We start from the raw sequence: 17469 nt of genomic DNA, 5'->3' as shown, positions 1-17469 counted from the left end.
TCATCGACAACCCTCGCGAGTTTTCCGGCTGGCACGCTGGTCGGTACGGCCATCGGTATGAATGTGTTGTCCTGCACAACCCTGTGCCATTGAGGCATGTGCCGAAGACGGATATGACCGGGCAATCCGGCACTCGCGGCCGGGCGGCCCTGTTTAGGAGCTCAGGATCACCCACATTTTTCGTGAGCCAACTTATTCGTCTTGCCTGAAGATGCGATACATCTCGGTGATCTCGTGCAGGACGAGAAATCCACGCCACATGACGGTGGGACCGGGTGGGTGGTCATGCTTGCGGTTCAGGTACCCACCGAGTTTTGCAATCCACAGCACGACCTCACCGAGTGAAGGTATTGCAGTCGGTGGTTTTGACGTGCGATGGGTGCGGCTATGAAGCGCGCGCCATTCGTCTGGTTGCAGAAGGACTTCGCACGACAGGTCCGGATCGGCACGACCCAGCAACGTCGCGTACATGATGCGCCAGCTGATCACCGCAAATAGCGCGGTCGACCGTACGAACCGCTCAAGGTTGCCGAACTGACGCTTTTCAATGCTGCAGCCACTCTTCAGTACGCGGTGCCACGACTCAATCGTCCATCGGCGGGCATACCAGCCGAGTCGTTCAAGGGTGTCCTCAAACGTGATCGTCGGCACGGAACTGAGCAGCATCCATTCGAGCGGCTCGATGTCCGCCGGCGGCGTGGTTTCAAGGGCGTGGATCGCATAGACTGTGACCTCGGCGAGCCGGGATGAAGGCCGTTGCGGAGGCCTCAGTCGCACTGGCGTACACCGCAGTGTCAGACGGGCGACGCGCCTGGGTTGATTACCCACTGGCGGGACCTGTAACTCCGTTTCGCCCAGCGGGGCGGTCGCGGCAACGGCCTCCCAGAGGGAGTGCTCGGGGTTGACGGTCTTGCGATCCGACTTGGCTCGGATCAGCCACTCAACGCCTCGCGGACGCTCGGCCGTGAACACTTCGTAGAGGTCGCTTTCCCGGTCACCGATTCCAATCACCAGGGTCTCGGGACAGCGTGCCTTGAGGGCGCCCAGATGCGCGATGCCTTCGAGCCACTTGACGCTCTCCTTGTCTGCAACCGGAAGGTGCTTTCTCTGCTGCTTCTTGCCTAATTGCGCGTCGGGTCGCACCCAGGTCTTCATACCCAGCACACCCAGCGGCAAACCTTCTGGCGTGACGGCCAGCAGGCTGTGCAGCATGAAGCCGCGCGAAGCGTTGCCCGTGCCGTAGCCCAGTCCTTCGGTCGCTTTGAGGTGGCTCAGGTTGAATTCGGTCGTGTCCTGCACCGCAAGCACGACCGGTATGCGGGTCATGCGCCGCAGGGTCTGTTCAATGTGCGGAGCAAGTACGCCATCCGTATCGACCTGTTCGTTGTCGAAAAAACGATAGGCTGCCTTGAGCTCGGCGGCATTGAGCGAGCGCGGGAATGGGCAATCAGGACTACTTGCCAACCGTCGCGCCAGCGCGACCAGTCGGCTCGTCAAACGGGCATCGCCCAGATTGGCCGCACCGAATTCGGTATCGGCCCAGTCAGCGTTATCGTCTATGGAAGGCAACGGCGTGTCGTTTTACAGGCAATACACGCAAGTTAACATCGCCTGACTCAGTTTACAAGCGCGATTCAGCGAAAAGATGTGGGCGATCCTGAGATCCTGAACGGGCTTCGTCACCCAGCTCCCGCAGCGCCGTTTCGTCAAGCAGTCCGCACTGCGCAACCATCGCTTCCAGCCGTACGTCCTCGGGGTAACCTCGGTGCGTGAGCGAGTCCGAAAAATTTCCGATGAGCTGCCGGCACCGGTCGCGAAACGCCGCGGCGTCCGTTACCGTTCCACCCGGCGCGAGTGACGTGACAAGCAGTGCCGTGTCTCGCAGCAGATCGCGTATTCCAGCACTGCTGACGCGGTCGGCGGCCGGCGCGCTACCCATCAGGGCTGGCCCACTATCGCCGGAATGGCGGGAAGTCAGGATTGTCATGAGCGCAGCACCGCATACAGTTCGAGGGGTGGCGTCGGGGCACGGATGCCGGGGAGGTAGACCTGGACAGGCCCGGGGCAAGCGAGCATCTTCGCGTGCACAGTACTCGTGGAGTCGAGTGCGAAGTACTGATTGTCCAGTCGCACCGGAATGGCGCCGGGCACCCGTTGCACGGCATTGAGCGGAATACCCAGCAGTGCCGAATTGATGATGTGCTCGACATCATTCGGGTGCACCGATCTTGCACAATCGCGGGAACTGTTCGACGAGTTCGAATACCGGCATCGGCGCATTGACCGAGAGGTACCAGTCCCGCGGCCCCTGCGGTGATGCGCTCGTCAAGAAACTGGGCCCGTCCAGGTTGTCGGGCCTTTGCGCGTGAGGGCCGATCGACACTACACGCGACGGAATGATCGCATCCAGCAGTTTCGGCGGATCTTCGACTCGAGCTTTCGCGAATACCTCGTCAGCCCGTTGCATGGTCATATGCCGGGATATCAATGAGCCGGGCCCCGGTGGAGAACGTCATCAGTGCACTGGCGAGTTCGGCGAGCGTGATATATAGGTGCTCAGGCGGGCGGGCCGGATGCGAGGCATAAAGCCGCAGATGCGGCCACGCCGCGTGAATGCAGTGCAGCAGCCAGAAGAGCTGGGCATCGGCGACACCGTATTCCGCGACCTGCTCGATGCGCTCGCTGCGGCGCGAGCCCAGTGCGAGACTTTTTGCCTGCAGAATGTCTGCAAGGCGGTTGATCCGCTCGATATGGAGCGGGTGACTGGCGAGCGTCAGGCAGGGGGGCACGAACCGGTGATCGACCTGGAACTGGCCGTTGGTCGCGCGCGTGAGCCGTGCGATGGCGCATACCGTGTCATCGGCATGCGGCTCAAAATCGAAGAGCAGCCGGATCGCGTGACGCTCTGTCGCAATTTCAACCTCATTCGTGCCGTTCAGGTCCATGACCTTCGCAAATTCACGATACGAACGCCGCGGACGCGCGAGTGAGGTCTCATCAAGGCGGCAGTTGTTGCCGTTGGCATCCAGGAGTGCAAGCGCGGCGAACACGACAACGCTTTGGCGGTCGGCGGGAATGCCCTGGCCGAGGTCACGCACTCCCGGGAGCGCGTCAGCCACCGTCGTGTCGAAAGGCGTGCCGTCGGGGAAACGGCCCCTTGAGGCGGGTAAGTTTCAGCCGTCCCGTCGCGAGTGCTTCCTCGTCGACTTCGACCCGGAGCGTTCCCCATGGGTCGGCAAAAGCCGCGGCAACGAGCTGCTGCAGGGCAAATTCCGTCCACCGGTCCTGTTGCTGGAAGTGCTGCTGCGAGAGGATGAGGCCGTCGTGCCAGAGTGGTTTGTCGATTCGCATGTGTTGGTCGTCTGCGCATTTTGTACTGCTTTCAATCGGCGGATTCTAAACGCGATATCGGATATCTGTATACCCCATGCATATATTTTTATGGAAATAAGATTTGTTAAATCCAATTAACGTTTTTACCATTAATATGCGCGCGGCATTACAGAGAAAGTGCGTTAGTAAACCTAACTGGGTCTTGGTGGAAGCCAAGAATATACCCAAAAATCAGCAGCGTTGGACGTCACGCGCACTTCGAGGCACGAGTAGATTCACGTTCATAAAAATTCAAACATTGTGAAAAATTGATGCCTTATCTTATTAATATCGATCCGATTTGTAATTCCGTCGCGAATTCTCTTTGACGCCTTGGCGATAATCCGTTCTAATACGCTGCGGTAAACCAAGCCGCATGAATGGAGACCGCACAATGGGGTGCAGTCAGCATGGTTATGTAGTTGCGGTTGCAACTGATGATCGAAGGAGCGTCACACCAGATACCCTATCGCTGCGGGCGAATTCAGCGGGGGATCGCGAACGTCACTTCATAAGGAGTCTTAATGGACAGTTTTCAGCGAGAAATCCCGAAAAGTCGCGTATCAATTACGCTAGACCTTCATACGGGAGGGGCACAGAAGAAGGTCGAACTGCCGCTCAAGCTGCTCGTCGCGGGTGACTTCAGCGCGGGCCGTGAGCACGCGCCACTGGCCGAGCGCAAGAAAGTCAATATCGACAAGAACAACTTCGATGCCGTGCTGGCCGACTATGCACCGGACCTGAAGTTTGCGGCCGAAAATACGCTGGCCAGCGACGGCACCGAACTGCCGGTGAACCTGTCGTTTCGTTCGATGAAGGATTTCGAGCCGGAGCAGGTCGCGCGCCAGATTCCGGAACTTCAGGCGCTGCTCGCGATGCGTCACCTGCTGCGCGACCTGAAATCGAACCTGCTCGACAACGGTACCTTCCGTCGCGAGTTCGAGAAGATTCTGAAGGACAAGCGGCTGTCTGACAAGCTGCGCGGCGAACTGGGGCAGATCGCCACGGCCGCTACGCAACCGGAAGGGCATGCCTGAGCGCCGACGGCCCAAGACGGCCTTCACCGCCTTTCGCAACCAGGTTGCGCCACAAACGCAGACAGGACGAACAATGAACCAGAATCAATCCAGCCCGGGCGCAACAGAAACTGTTGTCCTCGAACACGACAGCGTCTATGCCTCGCTGTGCGACAAGATCAACCTGAAGCCCATCGCCCAGGCGCGCCCGCTCGAAGCGTTTCGCGACAGCGACATGCTCGCCGAGGCATCGGCCGACGAGCGCATTGCGCGCGGCATGAGCGCGTTCCTCGAGCTTGTGTCGAAATCGAGCCAGACGGTCGACCGCCTTGACAAGTCGCTGCTCGATTTCCATATCGGCCAGCTTGACCGGCAGATCGGTCGTCAGCTCGACGCCGTGATGCACACGCCGGAATTCCAGGCGCTCGAAGGCCGCTGGCGTGGCCTCAAGATGCTCGTCTCGCGCACCGACTTCCGTCGCAACGCGCGCATCGAAGTGCTTGACGTGTCGAAGGACGCGCTGCAGCGCGATTTCGAGGATACGCCGGAGCTGATCCAGAGCGGCCTGTATCGCCTCACGTACATCGAGGAATACGACACGCCGGGTGGCCAGCCGATCAGCGCCATGATCAGCGACTTCGAATTCGCGAACTCGCCGATGGATATCGCACTGCTGCGTAATATCTCGAAGGTGGCGGCAGCCGCACACATGCCGTTCATCGGCTCGGTGGGCGCGGCATTCTTCGGCAAGCAGTCGATGGAAGAAGTGGCGGCTATTCAGGATATCGGCAACTACTTCGACCGCGCCGAGTACATCAAGTGGAAGAGCTTCCGCGACACCGACGATGCGCGCTACGTTGGTCTCACGATGCCGCGTGTACTGGGCCGTCTGCCGTACGGCAAGGACACGACACCCGTGCGGGCCTTCAACTATGAAGAAGCGGTGAAGGGCCCGGACCACAACCGGTACGACCCAACCTATTTGACGCTTAAAGGCGGTAAGCTCGTTATCGATACAAGCAAAGGCATAGTGAAGCAAAACGACTCGGACCATACCGTGCATCCTGTTTCGGCTCGTGACCGGATGCGTCTGAAGCAGTTATCAGACGCACTGCGCCAGTGGCGTCCACAACCGTAGAGAAACGACGATGCTAACGCGGCGCATTGATCGGGCTAACTTGAACAGGAAGTGGGTGGACTTTCAGCCCTTGGACGCCGCGCACGATCCGACGCATACGATGTTCGCGACCACGCAAGGGTTCGTCGACTATTCGGTCGGTGCGGATGTGCCGAACCCGGGTTCGCTGGACAAGCTCAGCCCGCTCATGACGTCGATTTACCAGGTGTTGCATCTGGCAGGCGACCAGACACAAGCGGCCGATGACCTGTGCAACGCGGCGAAAGACCCGTGGAATGCGCTGCGTATGTCGAGGCTGATCATTCAGCACGAGAGCGAGTGGGCTAATTCCGACAAATGGAAGCAGTTGATTGCCGCGATCGAGGCACGCACGGGCCTCGGGCCGAACACGCCGAGGAACAGAAACGGATCGAAAAGCTGGTCTGGTGGGATGAGGTCAAGGCTGGCTTGACTGGCTTCCCCGCGTCGAATGTATTTCATATCCATCCGATCGGATTGGTGGGGAACTTTGCTTGCGAACAGCAATTGATAACGCTCGACATGCTTGTTGCTGTAGAACCAGCTAATTCAGTTGAACACTATACAAGCATGCTGCCGCATTTGAACAAATACGCTAAAGCGTATTCCGTAAACACGTCGAAAAGAATCGCACATTTCTTGTCGCACTGCGCTCACGAAACACATTTTCGGGTTACCGAAGAAGGATTGAACTATAACCCTCGGAATATGCGAAAAACTTTCGGATGCAAAGGGGGTAAGAATAACTACAATGCTTCCTGTGACGACTGTGCGCACGGTAGATTGCGAGACAAACTGTGGAGCCATGAATCATATTACGCTAACAACGTAGAGCATCTAGCGAACTATGTCTACGCAGGCAGAATGGGAAACGGCGATGAGTCAAGCGGTGATGGATACAAGTATCGCGGACGAGGGTTTATTCAAATAACTGGTAAGAGTGGGTATCAGTCTTTCCAGGATGAGCATAATCGCCGAGTGCCAGATGACCAAAAGGACTTCATTGCGCATCCCGAACTTGTCGTGTCAAACGTGGAGTACGGCGTCGAGTCTGCATATGTCTTCTGGTCACGTAGTAATTTGAATCGAACATCAGACACCGGAACTGTTAGGGACGTCACTCAGATTGTGAATGGCGGACAGAATGGCTATGCTGATCGCCTTAGTCGGTACAATAAGGTGGCTCCTATTTTGGGTCTTTCGACGGAATGAAATCGTGAAGAATATTTACCCCGTATTTTTTTTGGCAATTATTTTTAATTTTACAACAGCGGCACACGCAGAAGGCATGTGTGGAGCGAAAGAAGAAGCTGTATTTAATTGCGAATTGAACAGGACTACTGCCTCTCTATGTGAAATGAAAGATACTGGCGTTTTGACGTATCGCAATGGAACAATGAAGAAAATTGACATTGAGGTTTCAGATAGCGGCTCGAACAAAGGTAACATTTTTTATTTTAGTAATGTCCCTTACGCTGGCGGTGGCGAAACACATATTAGATTCTCGAGGGCTGGATATACCTATTATCTCTATGACAAGACCGTGAAGACGGATGATGGTCCAGAATTTTCGGCTGGAATAATTGTGTATCGCGGCAACAAGAAAATTTCTCGGAAAATTTGCAGTAACGATGCCTCGATTCATCAGGCGGCCTACAGCGACATTACGAAAGAGGGGTATAAGGATATTGAATCCAAATAGGTAGGTGCGGACATAGGCCATACGAAGAAGCGCGCAAGTGCAAATTTTCAGGTGATTTCAAAAGGCGCGTCAACCTATGCGTGCGGCATATGAAAGCGCGCTGCTGGCTTTGCTAGCAAGTTGATCATCGCATTCATCAAATTAGCTTGAACATGGATATTAAAATGAAGAAATTAGCGTACGAAGGTGATAGTACGAGTCACGGCGGAAAGGTCCTTACCGGTTCAGACCGGATCAAGGTTAAAGGTCGCCGCGCAGCGCGCGTGGGCGACCTTGTGTCCTGTCCGATTCACGGCGACAACGAAATCGTGGAAGGGGGCGGCGGCATCAGGGATGCTGGCACGCCGCTTTCGCGTGATGGAGACAAGACCCAGTGCGGGAGTGTCCTCATCGCTGTGTCTGATGGGGCGACGGTCCGATAGCCAGATGCCGATTGACTTTGCTCGCATACCGCCGCGGATTCCGGTACCTGCGCCGCCGCAGCTCTCGAAACCCGTTTGGCTTGTGCTCCTCGGCGTCGTCCAGTGCCTGGGTGCCGCGCTGACGATTTTTCTGTGGCCGAAAGGCCGACCGACAAACACTGTTTGGTTCTGGTTCTGTGTCGTCGGCTATCCGATGCTTGCATGGGCGTTTTTGCTGTGCTGCCGCCTTGGATATTTATACGCACGACGGAGTGGAGCAATCGCGGCAAATCGCGTCAGCGACCACGAAACCGAAAAATGCCATGCCCTTGCCAGCGAGCCGCTGGCGTTGCTGGGCCATGCGTGGTGTTTCTCCTCCGATCACGACGAGAACGGTATCGAGGGGCTGGTTGACGGCAGCCTGGTGTTGCGCCCTCGGGCGAGCCGGGCCGAGCCAAACACCGACGTGAGTGCCCGTTGGCTAGAAATCCGGGATCAGCAGTTCCATGCGGGAAACGAACTCACGGAACACGCTCGCCATCAGGCAGTCTGCAATTGGCTTCTGGTCCGATTGATCGACAGCCTGGCGCCGCAACTAATGGCCCTTCCGGTGCGCACCACGCTCCAGATCGAGTCCGTACTTGAGGACACTGACGTGCGTGCCCTGCTGCAGCAGCTTGTTTCCGCGAAATCGCCGTCTCTACGTGTGACGATGACGCCTCCCCCCGCGCCTTCGTCGGTGTTTCAAGCGGACGCGTGGTTCGACCGCATGAGGCCGCAGGTTGTTCACCTGCTAGTTGCAGTTCGATTGCGCAATGCGGTCAGCGAGCGCCTGCAGGACGGAGTCGCGGAGGCGGGCGTCGCGCTGCTATTGGCGCACCCGAGCCTTGCCAAAACAATGACGGGAAACCCGCCCCTACGCCTGCATCGTCCAGCACGGGGCCCGGGCGATGCTGTTGGAGAGACACTCGAACATGCGATGCGTTGGGGGAAAGCGGCGTTGACACGCGTCAAGACTGTCTGGAGTCACGGACTTTCGCCCGAGCTAGAGGTAGCAATAAAGTCGGCGTCCCAACTCGACGGACAAAGATCAAAGATCGACCTGAAAACGACGGTCGGGGACTGTGGGGCGGCGGGCGGATGGCTTGCAACCGCTCTCGCGGCTGAACTCGCGGAGCGGACCGGCGACCCGCAACTCGTACTTACACCGGACGGCGGCGACCTGATCGCGCTCGTGTGCAGAAAACAAACATGAATGAACAAAAGTCTGAGCCGGTAGCGCTCTTCGTGGGCATCGGGGTTGGCATCCTTTTCGTTGCTGTGGGTCTCGCCGTCTGGATGGAGGGCCCCTCGCGCGGATGGCCGTTCCAGACACGGATCATCATCGAACTGTGCCTGTTCTCGGGGCTGCTCCTGGCGTTGATGTTTGTAAAGTACTTTGAGGCCGTCTTACTCTGGATTGCTTCAATGCGTGCGATGCGGTGGTTGGCACGCTACGATTCGCAGAAGCAGGCGCAAAGCGCCAACGAAGGCTTGGCGTTCGCGCATGTCCCAACACCGGAAAAGATCGTTATGCTGCGCGATGCGCTTCGCGAGCGTCATGGCTGGCGCTGGCGTTATCGCGATCGCTGGGTCGTGGTCGCTGGCGATGAACCGCTCGTCAAGCGTCTTGCGCCCGGGCTCGCCGACACCGGCTATGCGATCACCGGCGATACCGTGCTGCTCTATGCGAAGCAGACAACCGACAAGCTCGATACCGAATGGCTCGACCAGGTCCGCCGTCTGCGTCGGCGACGCCCTGTTGACGCGATCGTAGCCGTGACGCGAAACCGCAGTTCAGCCAGCGCACCGTTTGACGCCGAGAGGACGGCCCAGCGGCTCGCACGTCACGCCCGCGCGCTGCGCTGGGCCGCGCCCGCGTACCTGCTGAACGTTACCGACTTTGGCGGCGAACAGTCCGGGCCCGACGAGGCGATCGGCTTCACCTGGGCGAATGAGCGCACTCGTCCTGACGAGGTCGAAGCGTCGCTGCACGGACTCTCCGCAAATCTTGCCGACGCTGGGGTCGTGCGCCTCATGCAGGATCCAAACGACCGGTACCTGGCCGAGCTGTCGCGACACATTTCGGAACTTCGCGAAGCATTGTCGGACCTTGTGATGCAGACCAGGGAGTCACGCCTTTGGCGCAATGCGGTCCACGGGTTGCTGTTTGCTCCGTTGTTCAAGGAGCGGGAGGCAACCGTACCCGTTCCAGCTCCTGACGCTGAAGATGGTGCCCCCCTACCGCCGAGGCAAAGGACGATCTGGAAAACGGTCGCCGACCATAGCCGCAAAATTCACGGCCGCCGTGTCGGCTTCTCACTGTCGACGACGGCCGCGTGGATGACGACGGCGCTTGTCGGATGCTGGGTCGCTGGCACGATGCTGTCCGGCATGATGAACCGCGCGACGATTGGCTCCGCCCGGGACACGCTCACCAAGCTCGCTGGCACCCAGGACAATACGCAGTCGATGCAGACGCTCGATAGTCTCGGCAAGCAGATCGACACGCTGGAGACCCGCCAGCGTGACGGCGCCCCGTGGATGACCCGCTTTGGACTGAACCGTGACAGCGCCCTGCTGGGTGCAATCTGGTCAGGTTACGAGGGCGCCGCGAGCCGAATCCTCGTCGGCCCGATTCGCCAGACGCTGGAGGATCGCCTGCACCGCCTGGCGTCGATGTCTGACGAAGAGATCGCGAGCGGCGGCAGCGTCCAGGCACAGGCCGCTTACGATACGCTCAAGGCCTACCTGATGCTTGCAAAACCAGAACGCGCTGTCGCAGCCTTCCTGACGCCGCAGCTGATCGCGACCACGGTTCCCGCACGTCCTCTCAATTCGCCGCTTTCGTCGGGCACATGGGAGGATCTGCGCCAGCACACGATCGACTTTTTTTCGGACCACCTCGGACATCGGGTCACCACGAGCGGTTCTTCGCTTGCCATCGTACCGGACGGCAGTCTGGTCGCGTCCACGCGTCAGACCGTCATCGGCGTGCGCGGTATCCAGAACTCGACCGATGCGGTCTACCAGCAGATTCTTGATGATGCCAAGCCGAAGTACCCTCCGGTGACGCTCGCCACACTGCTTGGCGACACCACAGGACGGGGCCTGTTCAACACGACGCAGACCGTGCCGGGCGTCTTCACGCGCGCAGCCTGGGAAGACCGCATCTCGAAAGCGATCGACGAGGCAAGCGACAAGGGTAACGTTGCCGGCGACTGGGTGCTGTCTGACGCAAAGACAACGAATCAGGCTCCGTCGACACTGAAGGCCGAACTGCGGCAGCGGTATTTCGACGATTACGCGCGGGCCTGGGAGCAGTTCCTCAACGGCCTGCGCTGGCAGCCCGCGCCAACGCTGTCGGCCACGGCCGACCAGCTCACCCTGCTGGGCGACCCGCAACGCTCGCCGCTGGTCGCGCTGATGAACGCGATCGTGTATCAGGCGAGTACGGGTGCGAGCACGCAGTCGCTCTCGGACACGCTGATCAGCAAGGCGCAGCAACTCGTCGGCGCCGACGAGAAAGACCCGTCAAAACAGGCACAGCCCCAGTTCGCACCGCTTGCGATCGCATTTGGCCCAATCCTGCGACTGACGGGCAGCGACCTGGTTTCTGCCGCGCCTGGCAAAACCGGCAAGGCCGCGGCGCAACTGGCCGCCACTGGCGACCTGAGTCTTGCCCGCTATCTCGAACGTGTAACCGCGATGCGTCTGAAGATCGAGCAGATGGTGAACAGCGCCAATACCGATGCGATGTCGCGCGTCGCGGCGCAGTCCGTGCTGCAGGGCAAGACATCGGATATCGCGGAAAGCCGCGACTACGCGAGCCGGGTTGCCGCGAGCCTTGGCCAGCAATGGGCAGGATTTGGCCAACTGTTCCAGGCACCGCTTGACCAGACCTGGCAGGCCGTGGTGCAGCCCGCAGCAGCGAGCCTGAACGACATCTGGCGCACGTCGATCCTGGCCAACTGGAACCGCACCTTCGGCGGCCGCTATCCGTTTGCGGATTCGGAAAACGACGCTTCGTTGCCCGAGATGGCGCGCTTCATGCGGCCAGACAACGGGGTGATCGCCCAGTTCGTCGCGGCGCAACTGGCTGGCGTCATCGAACGGCAGGGTGACCGGTGGGTCGCCGCACAAGGAACAGACCACGGCTCGCTTACTCTCGATCCGGGCTTTCTCGAAGGCTTGAACCGGCTCACGCGGGTATCGACCGTGCTGTTCCCGGCGGGCGACGCGCATGTCCGGTTCGATCTGCGGGGCGTCGCGACGCCGGGCGTGACTGACATGAAAGTCGTGCTGTCCAGGCGCGAACTCAACTACTTCAACCAGAAAGAGGACTGGGTGCCGTTCGAGTGGCCTGGACAGTCGCTTGAGAACCTGTCGCACATCGAATGGCAGACGGAGCAGGGCGGCCTGCGATCCGCGCTCGACGCACAGGGACGTTTCGGGCTGATCCGCCTTCTGGAGCGCGCGAAGATCTCCCAGGAGGACAACGCACGCTATCTGCTGACGTGGGCGCCCGATACGAGCCAGGGGATTGCGCTCAAGGTTCAGCTACGCACTGATGCAGGTGCGGGTCCGCTCGATGTACTGCAGCTTCGGCACTTCGCATTGCCCAGTCGCATCTTTGTGACCGGTGGCGCAACGGCAGGCCCCAAACTTTCCTCGTTCAGTCCGCCTCCGTTACCACCGGCCGCGATCGCCGCCGCGAAGCACGCGGCCATGCCCTTGCCGAACGGTTCCGTGCCGGAGGTTGAGTGAAGCTGGGAGAACTCTTCAGGAACCTCTTTCCGGCACGCGAAGACGCAGACGAACTCGTACGGGCACGCCTTGATACGTGGACGTCGTGGCTGCTGCCGCTCCCGGGCGAGGGGGGTGTTGGTCGCGATCCCGGTTATGAGGATGCGTTCTTCACGCTCAAGGATGAAGCAGGCAAGCTCTCAGGGATCGACGATGGCGTGATCGTCCGTTCGTGCGAGCAGCTTCTCAAGGAGACCGGCAAGGATCTGCGTCTCGCAGGCTACTACGCGTTCGCCCGGCTGCGCCAGGATGGGCCAGCGGGCTTTGCCGACGGACTGGAGTTATCCGCGGCGCTCGTCGACCGGTTCGGCGAGGCCGTGCTGCCTGCGCGTGCCGAAGCGAGGAAGGGCGCGCTTGAGATGCTGGCGACCACCCGCGTGCTGGATCTGCTTGAGAGCCGCGGTGAATTCGTGCCGGTGGACCTCGAACGTGCGCTGGCGGCGCTCGATGTACTGGTCACGCTGACCGGTGAATGGACCGAAGCCGCGCGTCCGAACCTGCAGCCGCTGGTGTCAAGGTTCGAGCGCAGGGACGGCATGGCGGGTAGCGGAGTAACGGATTCGATCCAGCCAGCATTGCCAGCCACGGCGCGCATATCGTCCGGGTTGTCCGGGTCGTCCGGGTCGATTGCCTCGACGCGCGATCTGCTGGATCAGGCCCGTACGATGGCCACGTGGCTACGCGATCAGGAGAACGGCTATCTGTCATCGGTACGACTCGTGCGCACCGTGCGCTGGGACACGTTGCACGAGGTGCCCCCGTCGGACGCCGCATCGCATACCCGGCTCATGGCGCCGCGCGCCGAGCTGCGCGCGCAGATGAAACGGCTCGTACTGCAGAAGCAGTGGCACGAATTGCTGGAGCGTGTCGAGGGAGCGTTCATGGAGGGCGTCAATCACCTCTGGTTCGACCTGCAGTACTTTCAGCACGTCGCGCTCGATCATGTGGGTGCGCCGTACAGCGCGTGGCGCGAATTGCTGCGTGCGGACTTCGCGCTCTTTCTCGAGCGGCTGCCTGGCATCGAGCGGCTGGCGTTCAACGATGGCACGCCATTCGCCGACGATTCGACGCTCGAGTGGATTGCCCGGCACGCGGTCGTGCGGGATCTGGAGGCCGGCGAGAGCGTGGCGCCACTGCCGGTCTCGGCCGGGAGCGAGGACGGCAGTGCCGGCGACTGGCCCGAGATTGAGGCACAGGCGAGAGACCTTGCTGGGCGCGACGGTATCGAGGCGGCCTTCGCCTGGCTAGAGGCGCTGCCTGGCATGAAAACAGATCGCCATCGCTACCTGCAACGACTTGTCATGGCACGCCTTGCTGATCATGCCGGTCGCCCCGATACGGCACTCGCACTGCTGACCGAGCTCGATACGGCCGCACGCTCCCTGCCGCTCACGCGCTGGGAGCCGGCACTGGTTTTCGAGGTCAAGCAGCAGTTGACCCGGGCGTTCAAGGCGATGAGCAACCGCAAGGGTGCGGACAAACCGGCGCTCACACGCCGCATCGGCGAACTGCAGGCGGAACTCACCGTGCTCGATCCGGCGCGCGCGCTGGCACTTTCGTGAGGGTGTGTCGACGGGTAACTTACCCGTGGTTTTCACATAGCAGGTTGCACGCTGATTTAACTCTGAGGTCTACCGAATGATTTCCTGGTTCAAGAAACGTATCACTCTTTATGGGCGCGCCACTCGCAGGGAATGCGCAATTACCACGTGCGTTGTCGTTGTTGTTCTATACGCGATAAGCACTACCGGCTTGGGTGATCTGCCTGGCGACAGTCTCGTGCTCAGCCTGACCGCCCGCGCGCTTGTCTGCGTTTTCGCATGGATTCTGGTGGCGACGCAGATTCGCCGGTTGCATGACATTGGACTGGGCGGTGGCTGGTGGTGGGTCATGGCATGCATTCCGATTCTTGGGCAAATTGGCATGCTGCTGTTGTGCCTCGAGAGACCGGACGAGTTTAACCGGACAAGCTTTTACCCGAATCCCCGGGACGTGAAATCGTCGTATCCGTTCGACAGAGCGGCAACAGTTCATCGCTGACCCTAAGAGAATATATCGATGGAAAACGACGATCCGATCCTGCGCTACTACGAAGCCGAGATGCGCTACCTGCGCGAATCCGGCAAGGAGTTCGCGAAGGCGCATCCCGACCGGGCGCGCATGCTCAACCTCGATCGCGTGGGCGACCGCGATCCGTATGTCGAGCGACTCCACGAGGGCTTCGCCTTCCTGACCGGGCGTCTTCAGCAGAAGCTCGACGATGAATTGCCAGAACTCACAGAGGGGCTCGTGAGCCTGCTGTGGCCGCACTATCTGCGCATGATTCCGTCGCTCTCGGTCGCCGAGCTGATCCCCCTTCGGGAAAAGCTTCAGAGAACCGAGGTGGTACCTGCGGGTGTGCCCGTCCGTTCTGCCCCGATCAGCGTTCCGCCGCCGGCGGGCGCCGAAGGCACGACGCCGAAAACCGTGCAGTGCCTGTACCGGACTACGCAGGCCGTGCAGCTCCAGCCGCTGTCCATCACGCACGCAGGACCGACCGTGCGACACGATGGCCGCTCGGTGATTCGCCTCGCCTTCGAGCTGCATCATTCGGCGCGGCGCGAGGAATCCGATCTGTCGCGCCTGCGCCTGCACCTGAATGCGGATCTGCCGGTCGCGTTCGCCATGCACCTGGCGCTGACGCGCCAGGTTGACTCCGTCCTGTGGCGCATTCCGGAGGTGCGGGACGGCGAGGCGGTGCCACTGGCCGGCATCACGATCGAACCCGCGGGCTTTTCGACCGAAGAGCGGCTGTGGCCCAAGGCGGATGCGGCATTCTCGGGCTACCAGCTTCTGCTCGAGTACTTTTCGTTCCGCGAGAAGTTCCTCTTCATTGACCTGTGCGGACTCGACGTCGCGAAGCTACCTGCGGGAACAACCCGTTTCGAGCTTGAAATTGTCCTGAAAAACGCTTATCCGTCGGACCAGCATTTCAGCAGGGAGAATGTGAGGCTGTTCTGCTCACCGGTGATCAACCTCTTCGAACTCGACGCAGAACCTGTTGAAATCAACCATCACGAAACGGAGTATCGCGTGGTGCCCGCGGGACATCAGGGCGAGCACGTCGAAACGTATTCGGTCGATGCGATCGAGACGTTCGATCACGACACGGCTGAGCGCTACGAGTATGTGCCGTTCGCCACGTTCCGGCATCGCGGTGGCATGCTGCGTCACGAGGCGCCGGAGCGGTATTTCCATGCGCGCGTACGCCCTGGTATGGCGGGGCTGCACGAGACCTGGGTGATCCTCGGCGGCCACGCGTGGGAAACCATGGAAACGCTGCCGGAAGAAAGTCTTTCGCTGCGCGTCACCGGCACCAACGGAATGTTGCCGCGCAAGGGACTGCGCGAGGCGAACCTCAGCGAACTCGCTGAGAGCACGCCGAACGTGACGGGGGTGCGCAACCTCGTCGCTCCCACGTTGCCGGTCTATCCCCCCACGGGCGACCGGTTCCAGTGGCGCGTGCTGTCACACCTTGCCCCGAACTTCCTCTCGATGATGGACGCGGAAGTGCTGCGTGGCGCGCTTGCGCTTTACGACTGGACCGACGACGAACTAAACGCGCGGCGTCTAGCCGGCATTCTCTGGGTGTCGCAGGAACTGCTCGAGGAGGTATCGGGCGGCTCGGTCGAGCGGGGTGTGCTGATCGAGGTGACACTCGATTCGCAGGCGTTCGCCGGCGAGGGCGACCTGATGCTGTTCGGCGAGCTGCTGCACCGCTTCTTTGCAGCGTACGCGGAAATCAACCTGTTCACGAAGCTCTCGATCGTGAGCCTGCCGTCGCAAACCCGTACGGTCTGGCCGCGCAGCAAGGCACAACGCGCTCCGCTATGAAGCCGCACGATCTTCCCAGCGTCGAGCCGCTCGTCGCGGCCCTGCTTGCATGCGCACCCAGGATGAGCTTCATGCAGCTGTGCCGCCTGCTCGAGGTGCGCGCGCCTGACCGTCCGGGATTTGGCACGCGCGACACGCCCGAGCACGAACCTGTGCGTTTCGGGTCGTGGCCACGCGTCGGGTTTCCGGTGGGTGAAGTCGCCACGGTCGAATTCAGTGACGCATGGGATAAATCCGCTACGCAGGCGCGACCATCCGTGCGGACAACCTTCATGGGCCTGTACGGTGTCGATGCGGCGGTACCGCCGCACATGATTGACGACATCGTTCTGCGTGAAGAAGGGCACGAGGTGGTCGAAGCCTTTCTCGACCGGTTCCATCATCGCTTCGTCACGCTGCTGTACCGCGCATGGAAGAAATACCGCTACCCGGAAAGCTTCCGCCCGGGTGGGAGCGACGCGCATTCGCGCAACCTGCTGTGCCTGGTCGGGTTTGGCTGGGGCAGGAAGCCTGAGCGCGCCGGGGTGCCCGATTCCCGGATGCTCGCGCTGCTGGGCCTGCTGAACCTGAAGACCCGTACGGCAGAAGGTCTGGCGGGTGTTATCGCGCTGGCCGTGCCGGGCGTCGATGTGTGCGTCGACGAATTTATCCCTGCAGTCACGGGTGTCGGTCAACCGCGGCCGCTGACTTCACACCCCGCAGCCACGCAGTCGGGAGAAGGGGCAAAGAGGGGTCTGGGCGGCGGTTATGTGCTGGGCCGGCGGCTTGCCTATCGCAGCCGTGCCGTGCGGGTTACGCTACGTCCCGACAACGCGCAGCATGCACACGACCTGCTACCTGGGGCGTGGCTGCATCGCGAACTGATGGCGTTCGTCCAGCTCTATGTCGGCGTCAAGGCTGACGTTCATCTTCGCATGGAGGTTTCGTCGCGCCTGGCCCCGGTCCCGATGATCGGGACAGCCCCTGCGAGCCCCGCACCGCGACTCGGATGGACGACCGTGCTGCCTGCCGATGAGGAACGCATGATCACCATTGCATTGGGTGTGCGCGAAGCCTTTCCCGCGCCGCCCCCCAATCCGTACCTGAGCCCGCAACGCGCATAAC

At 60.6% G+C, this 17469-nt stretch carries 16 protein-coding genes and 1 pseudogene; 11 read left to right on the top strand and 6 right to left on the bottom strand.

Going from position 1 to position 17469, the window contains the following annotated elements; genetic code table 11:
- Positions 1–192: 192 nt before the first annotated feature.
- From B0G77_RS41380 to tssK (B0G77_RS45425), 6 genes are read right to left on the bottom strand one after another with little or no spacing between them, the layout of a single operon-like run.
- Positions 193–1569 (bottom strand): IS4 family transposase, encoded by a 1377-nt coding sequence (locus B0G77_RS41380; protein WP_133662695.1) that lies wholly within the window; start codon positions 1567–1569, stop codon positions 193–195.
- Positions 1570–1621: 52 nt separating this feature from the next.
- Positions 1622–1987 (bottom strand): DotU family type IV/VI secretion system protein, encoded by a 366-nt coding sequence (locus B0G77_RS41375; protein ID WP_243751504.1) that lies wholly within the window; start codon positions 1985–1987, stop codon positions 1622–1624.
- Positions 1984–2223 carry a type VI secretion system baseplate subunit TssK gene (gene tssK / locus B0G77_RS45440; protein WP_279571393.1) on the bottom strand — a complete coding sequence of 80 codons (240 nt, stop codon included), beginning with the start codon at positions 2221–2223 and terminating at the stop codon, positions 1984–1986. Before tssK (B0G77_RS45440) ends, B0G77_RS41375 begins: the two co-directional genes overlap by 4 nt.
- Positions 2210–2467: a type VI secretion system baseplate subunit TssK gene (tssK, locus tag B0G77_RS45435; protein WP_279571392.1), complete on the bottom strand. Its 258-nt coding sequence runs from the start codon at positions 2465–2467 to the stop codon at positions 2210–2212. Before tssK (B0G77_RS45435) ends, tssK (B0G77_RS45440) begins: the two co-directional genes overlap by 14 nt.
- Positions 2454–3119, bottom strand: a complete 666-nt coding sequence (gene tssK / locus B0G77_RS45430) for a type VI secretion system baseplate subunit TssK (RefSeq protein ID WP_279571391.1) — start codon at positions 3117–3119, stop codon at positions 2454–2456. Before tssK (B0G77_RS45430) ends, tssK (B0G77_RS45435) begins: the two co-directional genes overlap by 14 nt.
- The gene (gene tssK / locus B0G77_RS45425) at positions 3112–3351 is read right to left on the bottom strand and encodes a type VI secretion system baseplate subunit TssK (protein WP_279571390.1); all 240 of its coding nucleotides are present in this window, start codon (positions 3349–3351) and stop codon (positions 3112–3114) included. Before tssK (B0G77_RS45425) ends, tssK (B0G77_RS45430) begins: the two co-directional genes overlap by 8 nt.
- Positions 3352–3896: 545 nt before the next feature.
- Between tssK (B0G77_RS45425) and tssB the strand changes: the two genes are divergently transcribed.
- The 11 genes and pseudogenes from tssB (at position 3897) to tssG (ending at position 17468) form a co-directional block, all read left to right on the top strand.
- Complete coding sequence (tssB, locus tag B0G77_RS41365; protein WP_133667599.1) at positions 3897–4409, top strand: type VI secretion system contractile sheath small subunit; 513 nt, start codon at positions 3897–3899, stop codon at positions 4407–4409.
- A gap of 73 nt (positions 4410–4482) precedes the next feature.
- A pseudogene (gene tssC, locus B0G77_RS41360) lies at positions 4483–5358 on the top strand (type VI secretion system contractile sheath large subunit); the annotation flags it as partial.
- Between the two features lie 223 nt (positions 5359–5581).
- Positions 5582–5977 carry a hypothetical protein gene (locus B0G77_RS41355; protein WP_133667598.1) on the top strand — a complete coding sequence of 132 codons (396 nt, stop codon included), beginning with the start codon at positions 5582–5584 and terminating at the stop codon, positions 5975–5977.
- 783 nt (positions 5978–6760) lie between these two features.
- Positions 6761–7246, top strand: coding sequence for a hypothetical protein (locus tag B0G77_RS41345; protein ID WP_133667597.1), 486 nt, complete (start codon positions 6761–6763; stop codon positions 7244–7246).
- A gap of 152 nt (positions 7247–7398) precedes the next feature.
- Positions 7399–7668 (top strand): PAAR domain-containing protein, encoded by a 270-nt coding sequence (locus tag B0G77_RS41340; RefSeq protein WP_347814223.1) that lies wholly within the window; start codon positions 7399–7401, stop codon positions 7666–7668.
- Positions 7580–8902, top strand: coding sequence for a hypothetical protein (locus B0G77_RS41335; RefSeq protein WP_243751503.1), 1323 nt, complete (start codon positions 7580–7582; stop codon positions 8900–8902). The genes B0G77_RS41340 and B0G77_RS41335 overlap by 89 nt, the downstream gene beginning before the upstream one ends.
- A complete protein-coding gene (locus tag B0G77_RS41330) occupies positions 8899–12453 on the top strand; it encodes an ImcF-related family protein (protein ID WP_133667596.1) in 3555 nt (1184 codons plus the stop codon). Before B0G77_RS41335 ends, B0G77_RS41330 begins: the two co-directional genes overlap by 4 nt.
- A complete protein-coding gene (tssA, locus tag B0G77_RS41325; RefSeq protein WP_133667595.1) occupies positions 12450–14054 on the top strand; it encodes a type VI secretion system protein TssA in 1605 nt (534 codons plus the stop codon). Before B0G77_RS41330 ends, tssA begins: the two co-directional genes overlap by 4 nt.
- A 76-nt stretch (positions 14055–14130) precedes the next feature.
- The gene (locus B0G77_RS41320) at positions 14131–14532 is read left to right on the top strand and encodes a DUF805 domain-containing protein (RefSeq protein WP_133667594.1); all 402 of its coding nucleotides are present in this window, start codon (positions 14131–14133) and stop codon (positions 14530–14532) included.
- An 18-nt stretch (positions 14533–14550) separates the two neighbouring features.
- Positions 14551–16365 (top strand): type VI secretion system baseplate subunit TssF, encoded by a 1815-nt coding sequence (gene tssF, locus B0G77_RS41315; protein WP_133667593.1) that lies wholly within the window; start codon positions 14551–14553, stop codon positions 16363–16365.
- Positions 16362–17468 (top strand): type VI secretion system baseplate subunit TssG, encoded by a 1107-nt coding sequence (gene tssG / locus B0G77_RS41310; RefSeq protein ID WP_133667592.1) that lies wholly within the window; start codon positions 16362–16364, stop codon positions 17466–17468. The genes tssF and tssG overlap by 4 nt, the downstream gene beginning before the upstream one ends.
- The last annotated feature ends 1 nt before the right edge of the window (position 17469 follow it).

The sequence above is a fragment of the Paraburkholderia sp. BL10I2N1 genome (genome assembly GCF_004361815.1).
Taxonomy (GTDB): domain Bacteria; phylum Pseudomonadota; class Gammaproteobacteria; order Burkholderiales; family Burkholderiaceae; genus Paraburkholderia.
The sequence above is the reverse complement of the archived record's forward strand: the minus strand, read 5'-3'. Positions and strand labels throughout refer to the sequence as shown.